Genomic DNA, 17,829 nt, shown 5'->3' with positions numbered 1-17,829 from the left:
ATGGCACTCGAGGAGCGACGCGAATACGTCTGCGTCCAGTGCGGGCGGCGGGAATCCGTCGGGGACGCCCTCCTCAGCACCTGTCAGCAGTGTGGGGGCGAGATGCGAAACGCCGAGTTGGTCCGCGACTAACGACACCCGGAATCGGCCACACCAGTAGCCGCTCCCTCGAGCGGTCGCGCCGTTCCGCCAGCACCCCGGGGCGAGGTGGCACCAGACCGCAGTGACTCAGCGAGCGAGCACCACTGCGACCCCGAGCAGCACGAGGCCGACGAGGGCCGCGCTGCCACCGATCATCGCGTCGCCCGCGACCGCGGCGACGCTTCCGGCCACGACACCCGCGCCGCCACCGCCCGCGACGACCGCCTGCGGAAGCGACGGCTCGGCGGTTGCGTCCGCCCGAACGGCCTCGAGGTCTGCCCGGATCGCCTCGAGTTCCTCGGCTTCGCCCGTCTCTTTCTCGACATCGTCGACTCGATTCTCGACTGCCTCGATCTGCTGCTCGAGCCCCGAAAGCTGCTCGGCGACCGTCGTCACGCGCTCGTCCATCGAGTCGATATCGTCATCGGCCGCCTGTACGTCGCCACGGAGCGTCTGGACCTCGCCGTCGAGGGTCCGGACGTCGCTATCGAGCGTCTCGACCGCCGAGTCGTCGGGGAGCGAGTCGACGGCCCCAGCGAGGTCGTCGTGATCCGTTCGAAGCGACTCGAGGCGGTCGGCGAGGCCCGAGATGTCGTCCTCGATCGCCGCGAGATCCTCGTCGCTCGCGGCGGTGTCGGCGATTTCGGCGGCCTCGTCGACCCGATCCGCGAGCGTCGCGAGGTCGTCGCTCACGCCGTCGATATCGGTTTCGACGGCCTCGATCGTCGACGTAACCGCCTCGAACTGGTCGTCGTGTTCGTCCAGCCGTCGGTCGTTGTCGGCGGCTCGGTCGCCGGTCTCCGAGACCGTCTCGGCGAGCGATTCGGTCTCGCGCTCGAGGTCGGCTTGGAGGGTGTCGATATCGTCCTCGAGCGTCGTTCGGGCCGTCGTCACGCGCTCGTCGAGCGTCGCCTCCACGTCATCGATCCGGTCGGAGACCCCTTCCTCGACCTCGTCGACCCGTTCGGTGACTGCCTCCTCGACCTCGTCGACATCCTCGGAGACCGTCGCTCGAACGTCGCCCACCCGGTCGTCGAGGGCCGTCCGGATCTCGCTCACTTCCGCCTCGAGCGCATCGTCGAGGTCGTCCACCTCGTCCGCGATGGCCTCGAGGTCCGTCGCAACGGTGTCCACGGACGCGGCCACCGCATCGATCTCGTCGGTCGCGTCGGCAAGCGAGTCGCGCACCTCGTCGAGTTCGTCGCCTGCGACCGTTTCGTCCTCGAGCCGTTCGACGGTCGCCTCGAGTCCCGCGAGATCGTCGTCGATCGCGTCCGTCACGGTCTCGATCCGACTCTCGAGGTCCGCGGCCGTCTCGTCGAGTTGCTGCTCGAGCGTTTCCTCGAGCGACCCTAGCTCCGACTCGAGGGCGTCGATGTCCTCGTCAGTGGCCTCGAGATCGGCCGCCAGTCCGTCGACGGTCTCCACGGCGGCCGTCCGCGACTCGAGGTCAGTGAGCGTTTCCGAGACGCCGTCGATCGCGTCGTCGAGGTCCGAAACAGACGTTTCGAGATCCGCCAGATCGTCGCTGACGGCATCGACTCGCTCGTCGTCCGCCGCCGTTTCCTCGAGATCGTCGATCGCGTCCCGAACGGCCTCGAGGGCCGCGGTGCGTTCGTCTACCGTCTCGCGGACGGTCTCCAGTTCGTCGTCGACGGCCGCGATCTCCTCATCGACGGTCGATTCGACCGCGTCGAACCGCGCGTCGATCCGCTCGGATTGCTCTTCGAGCCGCCCGGACACGCCGTCGATCCGCGTGCTCAGTTCCTCGAGTCGCCCGGACACACCGTCGATTCGCGTTTCGGCGCGATCGACGTCCGCTTCGAGATCGTCGAGATCGCCGGTCAGTTCGGAAACGAGATCGTTCACCTCCTCGAGGGCCGCTTCGGTCGCGGCGGTCTCCTCGAGGTCGGCGATAGCGGTCCGAATCTCGTCGAGGTCCGTCCGGACGGCATCGAGTCCGTCTTCAACCGCGTCCGTCCGCTCGGCGACGGTCTCGAGGTCGGCCGTCGCGTCTGTGAGCCGCTCGTCGAGGGCCCCTCGCTCGTCGGCCGCGGCGGTCTCGACGGCCTCGAGTTCGGCGTCGAGATCGTCCACCTCGTCCGTTAGCGCTGTAAGCGACTCCGAAAGCGCCTCGAGGTCGTCGTCGAGATCCTCGAGATCGTCACCGAGGTCGTCGACCGCGTCGTCGCTCGCGTGGGTTTCGCTCTCGGCCTCGAGATCGGTCAGGTCGTCTGCGAACGACTCGAGGCGCTCGTCGAGTTCGTCGACCGTTTCGGCCGCGGCCGTTCGTTCCTCGATGTACTCGAGGTCGTCGAACAGGGCCTCGAGGTCCTCGCGGACGGACTCGATCTCGGCGTCGCGGTTCGCGAGCCGGTCGAACAACTGGTCGATGGCGTCGTCGGTGCGCTCGGTCGCCCGGTCGGCGGCCGATCCGTCATCGAACGCGAATTCGGTCGCCCCGCCCGCCGGGGCCGCCTCGTCTGCGCTCGAGGGTTCGGTGGTGCCGTCGGCGTCGTCGCTTTCGGAACCTGCGGCTGACCGGGTGATCGTCACATCGGCCTCGACATCGTCTCGAGCCGCCGCGAGCGCGCCGGTGGCAGCGCTCGTCGCGGGGTCGTCCGCGAGTCGCACGCCCCGAACGGAGAACGGGAGCGCCGCTGCATCGAACCGACCGCCGATCAGGTACTCGACGCCCTCGATCGCGCCCTCGCCGGCGATCGCGATCGGGACGGACAGCCCCTGTTGGACGTCGCTTTCGTCGGCCTCGTCCCGGATCGCGTCGATCAACGCGGCGAGCAGGTCGTCGTAGGCCGCCGCGAGCGCGCTCTCGATCCCGCCCGCGGCCGCGTCCGGGTCGAGCGTGAACTCCTCGAGCACGCCGGCGACCTGCGACGGGGCGTGACCGGTTTCAGCGGCCGCGCGCTCGACGATCCACTCGCGGCCCTTCGGGATCGAAACGGCCATCGCCGGAACGCCGTAGTACGCGAGCGCGGCGCTCGTCGTCTGGGACTCGAGACAGATGCCGAGGCCGGTGTAGTTGTCGGCCGCGAGTTGGTCGTAGACGACGGCGAACCCTTTACTGATCGGCGTCGCATCGACCCCGCGGTCGGCGAGGGCCGACTCGACGGCCTCGCGGTGTGCGTCGGTCGACGCCGACCCGTCGGCGAACGGGCCCGGCGTCGTGTAACAGAGTCGGCCGTCCGTCGCGTCCGACAGGATGTCGTCAATGAGCGCGTCCAAGACCGCCGTCGCGGACGGTGTCGTCCCCGTCGCGAGTACCCCGCTCTCGAACAGCGATCGGGGCGTTTCCGCCGCTTCCTCGGCGGCCGCTCGAGCGTCCGAGCCGACCCCGTACGTCGTTCCGTCCTCCTCGATCGTGTGGCCCTCCCCCGAGAGCGCCGCGTCGTCGACCGGTATCGCGACCGGCGGGACCGATTCGATCGTCGAGCCGTCGCCCGCGTCGGTGACGGCCCGGATCGCCTCCGGTCCGATATCGAGACCGTAATCCATGTCCTCGGCAACTCGAACCGCCCTCTTGGAAGTTCGCCCCACAGTACCAGATGTGAAAATCGGTCCGCACCCGGTGTCGGTCCGCTCCCGGCACCCTCCGATAGAATTATTTCTCACCCGAGTACCTATTCCATACCCCTCTGAACTTTGACTGTTTTTGAGTAATAATGAAACTGTTACTCGGACCCTATACAGCGTATGAAACGCCATATCTCACTGCATCGCTGGTAGGTCGTGACACACGACGATCAAAATCCTCCATGTTTATACATCAGGGCAGTGGTGGGTCACCTGTATGTCTGAAACCGGGACGGAGACCCGTCCGCTGGTCCGACAGCTTCCGGATCCGACCACAGCGTCGAACGTTCGGTACAATCCGTCGCTCGAGGAACTGCGCGAACTGGCCGAGCCCGCCGAGACGACGACCGAGTTCGGATCGGCGTCGTACGTCAGCGAGGTCCGCTCGCGGAGCGCGGACCTGACGAAAAACGCCGTCGACGACGACTTTACCGACCGCGATCACGAACTCGTCGACGACGCGCTCGACATCGCGGGCGACCGCGAGATGCTCTGTGTCGATCGACTGATGGGGCGTCATTCGGAGGCGACGTTCTGTTGTCGCCTGTTCGTCCCCGTCGAGCACGCTCGAATCGCCTATGCGTGGGCGAGCCTGTTCGAGCCGACCGACGGACGAGACCCCGATCTCTACACCGTCCACCTGCCCGACTACGACGAAACCGCGATCCGCGTCCGGCCCGACACCGGCGTCACGACCGTCCTCGGAACGGACTACATCGGCGAAGCCAAGAAGTCGTTCCTCCGGCTGTACATGTACCGGATCAAACAGCAGGGCGGCCTCGGGCTTCACGCGGGCAGCAAACGGGTCCGCGTCCGCGACGCGGACGGCGAACTCCAGACCGTCGGACAGGTGTTCATGGGCCTCTCCGCGACCGGCAAATCGACCCTGACCTCTCACGGCTGCTGGCTCGAGGAGCCCGAAGACGCCGCGATGTTGCAGGACGACGTCTGCGGCCTCCTCTCGGACGGCTCCGTCGCCGGCAGCGAGGGCGAGGGACTGTTCATCAAGACGATCGGCCTCGACGAGGACGAGCAGCCGGAACTCTACGAGGCCGCGACCACCGAGTCGGCGATCCTCGAGAACGTCGCGGTCGACGACGACGGCACCGTCCACTTCGACGAGGACCGCTACACCTCGAACTCCCGGGCGATCATCCGGCGCGACGAACTCGAGAGCGCGGCCGACGAGATCGATCTCGACCGGCTGGATCAGGTCTTCTTCATCACTCGAAATCCGCTGATGCCGCCGGTGGCCAAACTCGACGAGGAGCAGGCCGCCGTCGCGTTCATGCTGGGCGAGTCGATCGAGACCAGCGCGGGCGACCCGTCGCGGGCCGGCGAGTCGATCCGCGTCGTCGGGACGAACCCCTTCATCATCGGCCCCGAGGGCGAGGAAGGGAACATCTTCCACGAACTCATCGACATCCTCGACGCCGACTGTTACGTGATCAATACGGGCTACCTCGGCGAGAAATCGAAAGATATCGGCGTCACCGAGTCCGTGACGATCCTCACCGAGGCCGCCCGCGGCACCATCGAGTGGAGTCACGACGATCAGATGGGGCTGACGATCCCCGATTCCGTCCCGGGGCTCGACATCGAGGACTACTACGTCCCGGACCACGTCGACGATTACGACGACGCGCTCGCGGAACTGCGCGCCGAACGCCGCGACTACCTCGAGCAGTTCGACGAACTCCGCGAGGAGATCAAAGCGGCCGTCTACTGATCGGCCGCTCCCCACGTATCGACGCGCGAACGAATCACCCGGTTTTCAGACCCGGTTCGACTCCCGAACTGCGGGGCGGCACTTGCCGCACACGAATACCGTTATATGTGTCGAGTTCTCACGGTTGGGTAATGAGCGCACAGGTACGAAAACCGACCGCGAGAGTATGCGAAGCGTGCGGTCGAGGCGAACAGTGGGACGAAAACCTCGAGGCCTGGCAAATCGCCCGCGACGACGGCGAGAAACAGGTCGGCAACCCACACTGCATCCACGAGTGGGACATCACCGGCACCTTCACGCCGGTCGACGCGACGGATAGCTGATCGAGGTCGGCGCCGCCGAGAGCAGTCCTTTTCCCCGCCTCAAGCGTAGCGGCTACCATGCCGACCGTCTACATTACGGCCCCGCCCGACGCGGCCGACGAACTCGCCGAGACGCTGGTCGAAGAGCGACTCGCCGCCTGCGTCAATCAGCTCTCGACGACTTCGACCTACCGGTGGGAGGGCGAGATCCACCACGACGACGAAATCGCGTTGCTCGCGAAGACGACCGACGACGCCTACGACGCTCTCGTCGCGCGCGTCCAGGAACTCCACCCCTACGACGTCCCCTGTATCGAGCGCTTCGACGAGGACGACGTCCTCGAGTCGTTCGCGGACTGGCGGGCGGACAGCGTCGAGTAATCGCGGTCGCGGGGAGCGTACGTCAGTCGCTCACAGACGATGACTGCCCGAATTAGCAACCCTTAAAACTCGCGCACGGGTTGTGACGGGTATGGCTGGAACCATCGAAGTGCTCGTTCCGGGTGGCCAGGCCAACCCTGGCCCACCGCTCGGTCCCGAGCTCGGACCGACCCCCGTCGACGTGCAAGCTGTCGTGCAGGATATCAACGATCAGACCGAAGCCTTCGACGGGACCGAAGTCCCCGTCACCGTCGACTACGAGGACGACGGCTCCTTCGAGATCGACGTCGGCGTCCCGCCGACGGCCGCACTGGTCAAAGACGAGGCCGGCTTCGAGACCGGCAGCGGCGAGCCCCAGAAGGATTTCGTCGCGGACATCTCCGTCGAACAGGTCAAGAAGATCGCCGAGCAGAAACACCCCGACCTGCTCGCTTACGACACGATCAACGCCGCGAAGGAAGTCGTCGGCACCTGCGCCTCGATGGGCGTCACCATCGAAGGCAACGACGCTCGAGAGTTCAAGCAGCGAGTCGACGACGGCGAGTACGACGACGTGCTCCTCGACGGCGCGGAAGCGTAATCGACGCGCTCGAGACGCGAGCGAGAACCCGTTCTTTCGATTTTCCGTCTTAGAAGAGACGCGTCACCGGTTTCCCTCTCTATTGGGTTGTCCACGCGCGAGTGAGTCGTCTCTCGATCGCTCGACGGACCGAGTCGGAGTACCGGCGTTCGACGGCGTCGGTGAGACAGAGAAAGCGGCGCTGTGCTGGAGTCGAAGGAACAAGAACGGACCGCAGATTCGCGGCCGACCGGATCTCTAAATCTTGTTTGCGGGCGGGACGGTCCGATCGTCCGGACGCGCCGTCCCGGCCGCACCGAACACGACACGGAGACTTGCGCCGATGCCGAGCACGCCGGCGAGACCGGCGAGAGCGACGGTCACCGGCAGCGACAGTCCGGCGATTCCGCTGAGGAGTGCGCCGACGAGGATGCCGACACTGAACCGGTCGTCGCCGAACCGCGAGGCGACGGTACGGCCGATCGCGACGAAGCCGATCGCCGTCGTCACTGGCAGGACCGTCACCCCGAGAACCACCAGCGGAATGCCGAAGAACGTTCCGAGACTCGAGTCGACGATCAGATAGCCCGTGCTCGCGAGCCCGCCGATGACGAGCAGGCCCGGCAGCCCGATACAGATCGAGATGATCGGACTGCGGCGCGCTTTCGCCACGGCCTGCGTGCCAGCGCGCTGGCACAATCCGAGCACGATCATCGCGACGAGTACGGTCCCCGCGAACTGAATCCCCGCCCGAACGAACGGTTCGAGCGAGCGATACGCCTCGAGTCCACCACCGGACGACAGCGTGGCGACCGAGTCGAACGCCGCCGCCCCCATTATAGTATATAAGTCTAATGGCCCCATGGACCTATGTTACATGAACCTGCATTATAGAACTTTCGATTGATGGGACTGTCTCTAATCGATGACTATCACGGAACGCGGCAGTTCGGTATCCCGGTCTCGACTGCCGCAGTACCGCGTTGGCCGAGCGAGACGGTGAGAACTGCCGTGCGACGAGTGTACTGGCAGTTCGACGGGTTTAAGTTCGGGATGGCACTTGGTCCAAGGGAGACAGGCATCGCCTGTTTCACTGACCCGTAGGAGCAAACCCTGCGTACTACGGAGGTGAACGATGGCAGATTCGGATATTGAAACAGCAGTAGCCCGCGCACTCGAGGACTCGCCGGACCGGAACTTTACCGAGACGGTAGACCTCGCGATTAATCTGCGCGACTTAGACCTGAACGAACCGTCGAACCGCGTTGACGAGTCGATCGTCCTGCCGGCCGGAACCGGCCAGGAGACTCGGATCGTCGTCATCGCCGAAGGAGAGACCGCAGTCCGCGCCGAAGAGGCGGCGGACGAGGTCCTTTCGGTGGACGACGTGGCCGATCTGGACGACGACGACGCGAAGGACATGGCCGACGAGACGGACTTCTTCATCGCCGAAGAGGCGATGATGCAAGACATCGCCCGGCACCTCGGTACCATTCTCGGTCCCCGAGGGAAGATGCCGGACCCGCTCGCGCCCGACGACGACGTCGTCGAAACCGTCAACCGGCTCAAAAATACCGTGCAGCTTCGCTCCGGCGACCGACGAACGTTCCACACGCTCGTCGGCGCCGAAGACATGGACGCCGAGAACATCGGCGACAACATCGACGTTATTCTGCGTCGACTGCACGCCGACCTCGAGAAGGGGCCCCAGAACATCGACGCCGTCTACGTCAAGACGACGATGGGCCCGTCCGTGGAGGTAGCCTAATATGAGCGCACAGGCTGAACGCAAAACCGAGAACCTTCCCCAGTGGAAGCGAGAGGAAGTCGACGAGCTCGCACAGATCATCGACGACTACGAGAGCGTCGGCATCGTCGGCATCGCCGGCATTCCCTCGAAACAGCTCCAGGACATGCGCCGCGACCTGTACGGGACCGCCGTGTTGCGCGTCAGCCGCAACACCCTGCAGACGCACGCACTCGAGGAAGCCGGACTCGACGACCTCGTCGAGCACATCGGGGGACAGGTCGGGATTATCGCGACCAACGAGAACCCGTTCTCGCTCTACAAGGAACTCGAGGCATCGAAGACCCCCGCCCCGATCAACGAGGGCGAGGTCGCCCCGAACGACATCGTCATCCCCGAAGGGGACACCGGTGTCGACCCGGGGCCGTTCGTCGGTGAACTCCAGGGAATCGGTGCGAACGCGCGCATCGAAGAAGGGTCGATCCAGGTCATGGAAGACTCGACGGTCCTCGAGGCCGGCGAAGAAGTCTCCGTGGATCTGGCGAACGTCCTCAACGAACTCGGCATCGAGCCCAAGGAGGTCGGTCTCGACCTTCGCGCCGTCATCGCCGACGGTGTCCTCTTCGATCCCGAGGATCTCGACATCGACATCGAGGCCTACCGGAGCGACGTGGCGACGGCCGCCGCTCGCGCTCGGAACCTCTCGGTCAACGCGAGCTACCCGACCGAGTCGACCGCGTCGACGCTCGTCGCGAAGGCCACGGGCGAGGCCAAGAGCCTCGGCCTGCAGGCCGCGATCGAGGACGAAGCCCTCATGCCCGACCTCGTCAGCAAGGCCGACGCACAGCTGCGTGCGATCGCTGCCCAGATCGACGACGAGGAGGCGCTTCCTGACGAACTTCAGGACGTTGCGGCGGCCGCCGAACCGGCGGCAGCCGACGACGAAGACGAATCGGCCGACGACCAGACCGAAGACGACGCTGAGACCGAAGACGCCGACGCCGACGATGACGACGACGAAGACGACGGCGACGGCGCGGCCGGTCTCGGCGAAATGTTCGGATAACGACTACACGAGGACACAACAATGGAATACGTATACGCTGCACTCATCCTGAACGAATCGGGCGAAGAGATCAACGAAGACAACCTGACGAACGTGCTCGACGCCGCCGGCGTCGACGTCGAAGAGTCCCGAGTCAAGGCGCTCGTCGCCGCGCTCGAGGACGTCGACATCGACGAGGCAGTCTCCGAGGCCGCAGCCGTCCCCGCTGGCGGGGCCGCCGCAGGCGGTGCCGCGGGTGGCGAGGCCGCCGCTGACGAAGGCGGCGACGAAGCCGACGAGGAAGCCGAAGAGACCAGCGACGTGCCGGACACGACGGACGACGACGATGACGACGACGAGGCAGACGGCGAAGGCCTCGGCGAACTCTTCGGATAACGTCGCGTCGATCCGGTTTCGACGAGCTGTCAACACCGATTTTTCTTTCGACTCGAGGGCGAGTGGCGACGCCGTCCGTCTCGGACCAGCCCGGCTGCTGGCTCGAGCGGCGAGTGCCGATCCGAGAGCCTATAAACGAGGGCGCGGCCAGAGCCGCCGATGCCCGCCTCAGTCGAGGTCGTCACCGAGCCGGCGCTGACACTGCAACTCCTCGCGTGGGTGCTCGCCGGTTCGCTGCTCGGCGGCTGTAGCGGGCTCGTTCCGGGGCTCCACGCCAACAACTTCGCGTTCCTGCTCGCGGGGGTCGCGCCGTCGGTTCCCGGCCCGCCGCTGTTCGTCGGCTGTGCGATGCTCGCCGCGGGCGTCGTCCACACCTTCCTGAACGCGGTCCCAGCGATGGCGCTCGGGGTGCCCGACGCCGAGATGGCGATCACCGCGCTGCCGGGCCATCGGCTGGTACTCGAGGGCCGGGGCTCCGAAGCGATCCGACTCTCCGCGCTCGGCAGCGTCCTCGCCGTGCTCGCGGCGGTCCCGCTCGCCCTACCCGTGACTCGAGCCGTGACGGCCGCCTATCCGACGATTCGGGCGCACCTGTCGCTCGTTCTCGCGATGGTCGCGGTCGCCTTGATCGCCTCGGAGCCAACGTGGCGCGGCCGGTTCGGCGGGCTGTCCTCGTTCGCGCTCGCGACCGGCCTCGGCGCGCTCACGCTCGACCTCTCGGCGGACGCCCCGCTCGAGGCGGGCGGCACCCTCGCGCCACTCTTCGCCGGACTCTTCGGTGCGCCGGTACTGATCGACGCGATTCGCGGGAGCGGTATTCCGCCACAGGACGATGAGGGGGTCACGACGTCTCGGCGGTTCGTCGGGACGACGGCGGTCGCCGGCGCGCTGGCGGGTGCCGTGGTCGGCTACATCCCGGGGATTTCGGCGGCCATCGCCGCCGTCGCGGTGCTGGCGGTCGTCCCGGACGGGGCCAGCGACCGCGGCTACATCGTCGCGACCAGCGGCGTCGACACGGCGAACACCATCTTCGCGCTGTTCGCGCTGGTCGCCCTCGGTCAGCCCCGAACCGGCGTGTTGGTCGCCTTCGAGGAAACGGCCGCGCCGCTCGAGTTGCCGATCCTGCTCGCGGGCGTGGTCCTCGCGGGCCTGCTCGGCTTCGCGCTCGTGATCGTCGTCGGGGACGCCTATCTCGAGTTGGTCGGCCGGCTCACCTACTGGAAGATCTCGGCCGCCGTTCTCGCCCTGCTGCTCGTCCTCTCGTACCTGTTTACCGGCCCGCTCGGCGTCGCGATCTTCGCCGCAGCGACCGTGATCGGACTGGTCCCGGTCCGATTGCGATGCCGTCGAGTGCACCTGATGGGCGTACTGATCGGGCCGCTGATGCTGGGCCTCTGACTCGCCGGCGACCGGATTCAGTCGTCGCTCGAGACGGTCGCTCCAGCGGCCGCCACGAGTCTCTCGACGCGCTCCCGCGAGACGGGATTCGTCGTCTCGCCGGCCCGTTTGAGGGCAGTACCGACGATGACGCCGTCCGCGCCCGCCTCGAGACAGTCGGCGACCGTTTCGCTCGTCACGCCGCTGCCGACGAACACCGGCGCGCGGTCGCCGTCGGGACCGTCAAGCGTCTCGGCGACGCGCTCGACATCTGCGAGCGGCGTTTCCGCGCCGGTTCCGGGGCCGGAGACGATGACGCCGTCGGCCCCGCCGCGCTCGACCGTCTCGCGGGCCGCGCGTCCGATCTCGGTCTCGCCGATCGGCGTCGCGTGCTTGACGTGGACGTCAGCGAGGATCGCGACGTCGGCCTCGAGTCGCTCGCGCAACCGAAGCGTCTCGTGGGCGCGGCCCTCGAGGATCCCCTGATCGGTCGCGGCGCTGCCGACGTGGACGTTGACGCGGACGAAGTCGGCGTCGGCGGCCGCGGCGACCGACAGCGCCGCGGCGGCGTCGTTGCGAAGCACGTTGACCCCGACCGGTACGTCGACGGCATCGGTCAGCGCCGTCGCGAGGGCGGTCATCTCCGCGACGACGTGTTTCGGCACGTCCTCGGGATAGAACGGGGCGTCGCCGAAGTTCTCGAGGATGATGCCGTCGATCCCGCCCGCCTCGAGTCGGGCGGCGTCCTCGAGCGCGCGGGTGCGGACGGCTTCGCGGCCGTCTTCGGCCCCGTCGCCGAACCCCGGTGCGCCGGGCAACGGCGGGAGGTGAACCATGCCGATGACTGGGCAGTCAGTCTCGAACAGGGCCGAAACGGGCGGGCTTGCATCGAACGGACTCGAGGCGGTCATACCGACTTTCTGCCCGCGATCGGGATAAGTGGTCGTGGGACCGCCGCGGTGCGATCTGCGACGTAGTGGCACAGTAGGCGGCAATGCCATCCCCGTTCACGGCCGTTTTCCCGCCGCCGTGACAACGGCCGGTCGATGACCGACGTACTCTCTCCGCTGTCGGTGGGCGATATCGAGGCATCGAACCGAATCGCCGTCTCGCCGATGTGTCAGTACTCCTGTGACCCCGACGGGCTGCCGACCGAGTGGCATCGCGTCCACCTCGGGAGCCGGGCCGTCGGCGGGGCCGGCATCGTCATGACCGAAGCGACCGCCGTCTCCCCCGACGGCCGGATCACCCCCCACGACCTCGGCATCTGGAGCGACGAGCACGCGGCCGCGCTCGAGCCGATCACCGAGTTCGTCCGCGAGCAGGGCGGGGTGCCGGGAATCCAGCTCGCCCACGCGGGCCACAAGGCCAGCAAGAAGCGCCCGTGGGACGGCAACCTCCCGATCGGGCCGGACGAGACCGATCCCGACGGCGCGTCGGGCTGGGAAGTCCTCTCGCCGTCGCCGGATGCCTATCCGCCGTTCGACGGCGACCGGCCGGCGATGCGGAAGGCCGACGCCGAGGACATTCAGGGCGTGATCGACGCCTACCGCGCCGCGGCCGAGCGCTCGCTTGAGGCCGGGTTCGAGATCGCCGAAGTCCACGCGGCACACGGCTACCTGCTCCACGAGTTCCTCTCGCCGGTCACCAACACCCGCGAGGACGACTACGGCGGCAGCTTCGAGAACCGGACGCGGCTGGTCCGCGAAGTGGTCGAGGCCGTCCGCGAGGTCTGGCCGGACGGCAAGCCGGTGTTCGTCCGTATTTCCGGCACGGACTGGCTCGACGACCGCGACTCGTGGGACATCGAGCAGTCGGTGCGACTGGCCGACGACCTCGCCGAACTGGGCGTCGATCTGGTCGACGTCAGTTCGGGCGGGCTCCACCCCGAACAGGCTCCCCCGGCGGGGCCGAACTTCCAGGTGCCGCTGGCCGAGCGAGTCCGCGAGGGTGCCGATATCGCCGTCGGCGCGGTCGGCGGCGTCACTGAACCCGAACAGGCCGACGCGCTGGTCCGGAACGGCCGGGCCGACCTCGTCCTCGTCGGTCGGGAGTTCCTCCGCGATCCGTACTTCGGGCTGCGCGCGGCCGGCGACCTCGAGCGCGATCCCGAGGCGGCCGCGAAGGAGTGGCCGATCCAGTACCGTCGCGCGGTCCAGCGGTAGCCACCGCTCTCGATCGCGACGGGAGCCGCCCGCTCAGTCGTTGACCGTTCTGATCCCCGTCTCTTCGGGATTCGGGCCGCTCACCCGAAACCCGGGCTCGTCGCGAGCGGCGTGGACCCGTTGGGGGTAGGGGATCGTGATCCCCTCGCGGTCGAACGCGTCCATGATCGCCTCGATCATCGCCGTCTGGGCGTCGAGCTTGCGCCGCATCGTCGGATCGCCGATCCAGACGCGACACTCGAGGACCACCGCCGACTCGTCGAACCGCTTCGCGATCACCTGCGGGTTGGGCGCGTTCTTGATCTCCTCGAGGTCGCCGACGGCGTCGACGATAGCCGATCTGGCGTCCTCGAGGTCGTCGGTGTAGTCGACGCCGACATCGACGTCGATCCGGAGTTGGTCGTTCTTCGAGTAGTTCGTCAGCGGACTGTTCGTGACCTGATCGTTGGGGACGAGGACGTGCTTGTCGCCGAACGTCTGGATCTTGGTCGTGAAGATGGTGACGTCGGTGACGATGCCGGTCGTCTCGTCGACCTCGATCCAGTCGCCGACGGCGAACGGCCGCGAGAACAGCAGGATGAATCCGGCGAGCATGGCCGTCAGCGTTTCGCGAGCCGTCAGGGCGACGACCGCCGTGATCGCGCCCGCGCCGATGAAGATATTGGTCAGGTCGATCCCCCAGAGGGTGAGCAAGACGGTCCCGGCGAAGGCGACGATCCCGATATCCGTGACGTGATAGGCGACCTCGCTCTGGTGTTTGGTGAGCGCGTTCGTCTGGGCCAGCTTGTCGATCGATCGATTGACGAACCTGATCGCGAGGTAGGCGGTGACGACCACCCCGGCGCTGATCAGTTGCTGGGCGGCGAGCCACCGGTCGATCAGCATCGTCTCGAGGGTGATCCTGAGCACGTAGGTAACCTGCCAGATCACGCTGAACGCGTAGACGGAGAGGACCACGACGATCGCGAGCACGAGGACGGCGCTCGCTTCGGCGAGTTGCCTGCCGTTGCGACGGCGGACCATCGAGCGGACGTACGAGGCACCCCTGATCCCGACGGGGAGCAACGCGACGACCAGCAGGGTCGCGACCACCTGCGCCTCGAACGACGACAGGTAGGTCTCCTGAAACCACGGGATCGGCTCCGGTCGCAGGAACGATCGAAGCGGAAAGGGACTCGAGAGGACACGAAACATTCGGCGTCGATGATAGCGAGTCGGCGTATTTGAGGCCCTCCCCAGCAGTTGCAACCCCCCATCGCTTCCAGTCGGTCTCGTCGGCCGGACGATCGCCGAGAGACGGCCAACGGGGGTTAGGAGTCGGTTATCGGCCGTCGTAGTCGTCCAGCCAGCCGGTGACCGAGGACTGTAACGCGCCGGTCGTCGTCCCGATGTTCAGCAGTTGGTAGCCGTTCCGCGCTTTCTCGTTGACGTCGTCCATCCCGAACCCGAGCCCGCCGACCGGTACGCCCGCGTCGACGGCCGCCGACCGAATCGTCTCGACGGCTTCCTCGACCTCGGGATGATCGAATTCGCCGGGATGGCCGAGCGAGACCGAGAGATCCAGCGGACCGATGAAGACGAACCCGAGTTCCGGGACCTCGAGGATCGACTCGAGGTCGTCGAGCGCCGACGCGGTCTCTATCGTGACGCCGACGACGACCGAGTCGTCTTCGCTCGTCGCGTAGTCGTCGGTCAGCCCCCAACGGCTCGCGCGCGGGTTCGCCATCCCGCGCCGGCCGGGCTCGCCGTCGTACTCGAACCGGCCGGCACGCACCGCGGCCTCGAGTTCCTCGCTGCTGCCGACCCGCGGGAGGAACACGTTCCGAACGCCCGCGTCCAGTACCTTCCGGACCAGCGACGGATCGGTGTCGGGCACGCGTACCAGTAGCTCCGTGTCGGTGCCGTCGGCCGCCCGCAGGAGCGCTTCCAGCGTCTCCGCGTCCCGCGGGCTCGGCCCGCCGTGCTCGAGGTCGATCCAGACGAAGTCCGCGCCGAGGGCCGCGTAGAGTTCGACGACCGCCGGGCTGTACGTGTTCTCGAGGACGCCCAGCGCGACCTCGTCGTTCTCGAGCGTCTCGCGGAGCGCGTTACCGCGCGGTTCCTGACTCATACCGCTGTCTTCCACACCGACGGGCGACTAAAGTCTGGGGCCGAACGACGCAGTTTCCGGGTTGCCCGGGCTAAAACGGCGGGTGAAAACGGCTTACTCGTCTTTCCACTTGATCGAACAACCCCGAGAGGGCTGCCACTCGAGGTCGACGTCCTCGCCGGCCAGCACGGCGTCGATCGCTTCGCGGATCTCGAACCGGCTCGGCTCGTCGTCGGGGTTCGGGGCGTCGTCGAGTCGGCCGTGGTAGGCCAGTCGGAACTCGGCGCCGTCGGCCCGCGCCGCCGTGTTCTCGAACAGGAACGGGTCCGGCGTACAGACCGCGCCGTACTCGCGGGCGACCGCCTGACTCTCGTCCCGGAGGTAGGCGTCGTACTGGATTTTCCCGTCGGCGACGAACTCCCGCATTTTCTCGACGGAGTCCTCCGGGTACTCCTCGGCGTCGTTCGAGTTGATCCCGACGACCGACACGTCGTCGTACTCCGCGGCCAGTTCGTTCAGCAGGTCGAACTTCGCCTGCGCGTACGGACAGTGATTGCACGTGAACACGACCAGCAGCGCCTCGTCGTCGGCGAAGCTCTCGAGGGAGTACGTCTCGCCGCCGACGCCCTCGAGTTCGAACGCCGGCGCGGGGTCGCCGGCCTCGAGTTCCGACTCGGACTCTTGGAGAACCATATCGGATACTTCGAATCGTTCGTCCTTAATGATCACGTTCGGGCAGTCGCCTCGCTCGAGCGCGGGCAACGACCGGGACGACTTACATATTTGTACCCCCGGCCGCATCGACTGGGTATGAAGACGCTCGAGGTCACCGACGAACAGTACGCGTTCATCCAGCACCTCCGCGAGGAAATCTCCGACTCGGTCGTCGGCAAGTACGGCTTCGTCCGCGAACGCGACGCCGTCCAGTTCCTGATCGATAACCTCGACGAGGACATCGAGATCGACGTCGACGGCGAGTTCGACTCCTCGGCGACCGACGACGTCGCCGCGTCCGTCGGGGCCGCGATCGAGGGCGACGACGATCCCCACGAACTCGAGGAGGTCTCCTACGTCGAAGGCGAGGCTCCGGCGGCCGACGAGGTTCTCGACGAGGAGGCCGACGACCCCGATTCCGAATCTGACGGGACGGACGACGGCTCGAGCGAAGCCGAACCGACCGATGGGTCCGCCGACGAAACCGAGGCCGACGAAGCCGACGAGACCGCAGACGACAGCGACGAAAGCGGCGACGGCGACGGTGACGGCTCGGCCGACGACGACGATATGTTAGACGAGATGATGAGCCTGCTCGAGACCCACGACGACAAGTGGGACGAGTCGGACTCGGCGGACTACCGGTACACCGTCGAACTCCCGGACGGTTCGACCGAGCAGGTCCAGACGAAAGACGACGTGCGCGCGCTGCTGTTCAAGAACTACCGGTAGCGCTCAGTGAGCGCTCGCGTTCGAAAGCGAGTCGTCGGCCGGATATCAAACGACGTGACTAGCACGTCGTCGTTACAGTCAGCATCCCGTGCAGTGAGTATTATAAGACGGACGTGGAACTCTCGGACCGGCAACGATGAGTCGTCCACATTGGTTCCAGCTCGAGGAAGAGATTACCTGCCCCAATTGCAATCGACGCGTGCCGATGCAGTCGCGGATCTGTCCGCGCTGTGAGTCGTCGCTGCATTAGGGCAGCGGTTCCGGGAAGCGTCTATTCAGCGCCTATGCAGCCGTTCTCCAGCAAGGTTCCGACCAGCGCCGAAATCGACGGCGAGTAGCAACGCCTTTTTGCCCACCCTGCGATGAGGGTGCATATGAGCGAACGCGAGGTGCTCGAGTTGCTTCGTGAGAACGCGCGCTACTCCGCGGCGGATATCGCGCGAATGACCGACCTCGAGGAAGCCGAGGTCGAGGCGACCATCGAGGAGCTCGAGGCAGCGGGCGTCGTCCGGGGGTACCAGGCGGTCGTCGACTGGGACAAACTGGAAGACGAACGCGTCCGAGCCGAGGTCGAGTTGAACGTCACGCTCGACCGCGAGACGGGCTACGACGACATCGCTGAGCGCCTCGCACGGTTCCCGCAGGTCAAAGCCCTGCGGCTGATCAGCGGCGATTACGACTTCGATATGGAGGTCGAGGGCGACTCCATCCGCGAGGTCTCGCAGTTCATCAGCGAGAAGGTCGCGCCGGTCCCCGAGATCACCCAGACGGTCACCCACTACGTGATGACCTCCTACAAGGAGAACGGGATCGAACTCGGCGACGGCGAGGGCGACGACCGCCTCTCGTTCTCACCCTGAC

The 17,829-nt window shown here is 66.7% G+C and carries 18 protein-coding genes; 12 read left to right on the top strand and 6 right to left on the bottom strand.

Annotated features, from left to right (window positions below):
• On the top strand, positions 1 to 132 hold the full coding sequence (locus ACT4ML_RS17740) for a rubrerythrin-like domain-containing protein (RefSeq protein ID WP_444722058.1): 132 nt from the start codon (positions 1 to 3) through the stop codon (positions 130 to 132).
• Positions 133 to 228: 96 nt separating this feature from the next.
• On the opposite strand, the gene ACT4ML_RS17735 is transcribed toward ACT4ML_RS17740, so the two are convergent.
• Complete coding sequence (locus ACT4ML_RS17735) at positions 229 to 3,654, bottom strand: chromosome segregation ATPase (protein WP_444722057.1); 3,426 nt, start codon at positions 3,652 to 3,654, stop codon at positions 229 to 231.
• Positions 3,655 to 3,949: 295 nt separating this feature from the next.
• Here ACT4ML_RS17735 and ACT4ML_RS17730 point away from each other — a divergent pair, with 295 nt between their 5' ends.
• The 4 genes from ACT4ML_RS17730 to ACT4ML_RS17715 all read left to right on the top strand — a co-directional run bounded on the left by ACT4ML_RS17730 (position 3,950) and on the right by ACT4ML_RS17715 (position 6,724).
• Entirely contained in the window at positions 3,950 to 5,461 is a 1,512-nt protein-coding gene (locus ACT4ML_RS17730; RefSeq protein ID WP_444722056.1) for a phosphoenolpyruvate carboxykinase (ATP), read from the top strand.
• Between the two features lie 131 nt (positions 5,462 to 5,592).
• On the top strand, positions 5,593 to 5,784 hold the full coding sequence (locus ACT4ML_RS17725; protein ID WP_444722055.1) for an HEWD family protein: 192 nt from the start codon (positions 5,593 to 5,595) through the stop codon (positions 5,782 to 5,784).
• A gap of 57 nt (positions 5,785 to 5,841) precedes the next feature.
• Positions 5,842 to 6,144 carry a divalent-cation tolerance protein CutA gene (gene cutA, locus ACT4ML_RS17720; protein ID WP_444722054.1) on the top strand — a complete coding sequence of 101 codons (303 nt, stop codon included), beginning with the start codon at positions 5,842 to 5,844 and terminating at the stop codon, positions 6,142 to 6,144.
• Positions 6,145 to 6,235: 91 nt separating this feature from the next.
• On the top strand, positions 6,236 to 6,724 hold the full coding sequence (locus ACT4ML_RS17715) for a 50S ribosomal protein L11 (protein ID WP_444722053.1): 489 nt from the start codon (positions 6,236 to 6,238) through the stop codon (positions 6,722 to 6,724).
• Positions 6,725 to 6,961: 237 nt separating this feature from the next.
• On the opposite strand, the gene ACT4ML_RS17710 is transcribed toward ACT4ML_RS17715, so the two are convergent.
• The gene (locus tag ACT4ML_RS17710) at positions 6,962 to 7,540 is read right to left on the bottom strand and encodes a hypothetical protein (RefSeq protein WP_444722052.1); all 579 of its coding nucleotides are present in this window, start codon (positions 7,538 to 7,540) and stop codon (positions 6,962 to 6,964) included.
• A gap of 298 nt (positions 7,541 to 7,838) precedes the next feature.
• Here ACT4ML_RS17710 and ACT4ML_RS17705 point away from each other — a divergent pair, with 298 nt between their 5' ends.
• The 4 genes from ACT4ML_RS17705 (at position 7,839) to ACT4ML_RS17690 (ending at position 11,289) form a co-directional block, all read left to right on the top strand.
• Positions 7,839 to 8,471, top strand: a complete 633-nt coding sequence (locus ACT4ML_RS17705) for a 50S ribosomal protein L1 (RefSeq protein ID WP_138245323.1) — start codon at positions 7,839 to 7,841, stop codon at positions 8,469 to 8,471.
• 1 nt (position 8,472) lies between these two features.
• Positions 8,473 to 9,516 carry a 50S ribosomal protein L10 gene (locus ACT4ML_RS17700; protein ID WP_444722051.1) on the top strand — a complete coding sequence of 348 codons (1,044 nt, stop codon included), beginning with the start codon at positions 8,473 to 8,475 and terminating at the stop codon, positions 9,514 to 9,516.
• Positions 9,517 to 9,537: 21 nt separating this feature from the next.
• Positions 9,538 to 9,891 (top strand): 50S ribosomal protein P1, encoded by a 354-nt coding sequence (gene rpl12p, locus ACT4ML_RS17695; RefSeq protein ID WP_444722050.1) that lies wholly within the window; start codon positions 9,538 to 9,540, stop codon positions 9,889 to 9,891.
• 159 nt (positions 9,892 to 10,050) lie between these two features.
• Positions 10,051 to 11,289, top strand: coding sequence for a tripartite tricarboxylate transporter permease (locus tag ACT4ML_RS17690; RefSeq protein ID WP_444722049.1), 1,239 nt, complete (start codon positions 10,051 to 10,053; stop codon positions 11,287 to 11,289).
• A gap of 17 nt (positions 11,290 to 11,306) precedes the next feature.
• Here ACT4ML_RS17690 and ACT4ML_RS17685 read toward each other — a convergent pair whose 3' ends face one another.
• Positions 11,307 to 12,179, bottom strand: a complete 873-nt coding sequence (locus ACT4ML_RS17685; protein WP_444722048.1) for a BtpA/SgcQ family protein — start codon at positions 12,177 to 12,179, stop codon at positions 11,307 to 11,309.
• A gap of 135 nt (positions 12,180 to 12,314) precedes the next feature.
• Here ACT4ML_RS17685 and ACT4ML_RS17680 point away from each other — a divergent pair, with 135 nt between their 5' ends.
• A complete protein-coding gene (locus ACT4ML_RS17680) occupies positions 12,315 to 13,433 on the top strand; it encodes an NADH:flavin oxidoreductase/NADH oxidase (protein ID WP_444722047.1) in 1,119 nt (372 codons plus the stop codon).
• A gap of 33 nt (positions 13,434 to 13,466) precedes the next feature.
• On the opposite strand, the gene ACT4ML_RS17675 is transcribed toward ACT4ML_RS17680, so the two are convergent.
• The 3 genes from ACT4ML_RS17675 to ACT4ML_RS17665 form a co-directional block, all read right to left on the bottom strand.
• Positions 13,467 to 14,627, bottom strand: a complete 1,161-nt coding sequence (locus ACT4ML_RS17675) for a mechanosensitive ion channel family protein (RefSeq protein WP_444722046.1) — start codon at positions 14,625 to 14,627, stop codon at positions 13,467 to 13,469.
• A 127-nt stretch (positions 14,628 to 14,754) separates the two neighbouring features.
• Entirely contained in the window at positions 14,755 to 15,543 is a 789-nt protein-coding gene (locus ACT4ML_RS17670) for an HpcH/HpaI aldolase family protein (RefSeq protein ID WP_444722045.1), read from the bottom strand.
• Between the two features lie 93 nt (positions 15,544 to 15,636).
• A complete protein-coding gene (locus tag ACT4ML_RS17665; RefSeq protein WP_444722044.1) occupies positions 15,637 to 16,215 on the bottom strand; it encodes a thioredoxin family protein in 579 nt (192 codons plus the stop codon).
• A 117-nt stretch (positions 16,216 to 16,332) separates the two neighbouring features.
• On the opposite strand from ACT4ML_RS17665, the gene ACT4ML_RS17660 reads away from it, so the two are divergent.
• Both ACT4ML_RS17660 and ACT4ML_RS17655 read left to right on the top strand, forming a co-directional pair.
• Positions 16,333 to 16,968 carry a hypothetical protein gene (locus ACT4ML_RS17660; RefSeq protein WP_444722043.1) on the top strand — a complete coding sequence of 212 codons (636 nt, stop codon included), beginning with the start codon at positions 16,333 to 16,335 and terminating at the stop codon, positions 16,966 to 16,968.
• A 374-nt stretch (positions 16,969 to 17,342) separates the two neighbouring features.
• Positions 17,343 to 17,828, top strand: coding sequence for an Lrp/AsnC family transcriptional regulator (locus tag ACT4ML_RS17655; protein WP_138245313.1), 486 nt, complete (start codon positions 17,343 to 17,345; stop codon positions 17,826 to 17,828).
• Position 17,829 lies beyond the last annotated feature (1 nt).

This window comes from Natrinema sp. LN54, from assembly GCF_052439245.1.
GTDB lineage: Archaea > Halobacteriota > Halobacteria > Halobacteriales > Natrialbaceae > Natrinema > Natrinema versiforme_A.
The sequence above is the reverse complement of the archived record's forward strand: the minus strand, read 5'-3'. Positions and strand labels throughout refer to the sequence as shown.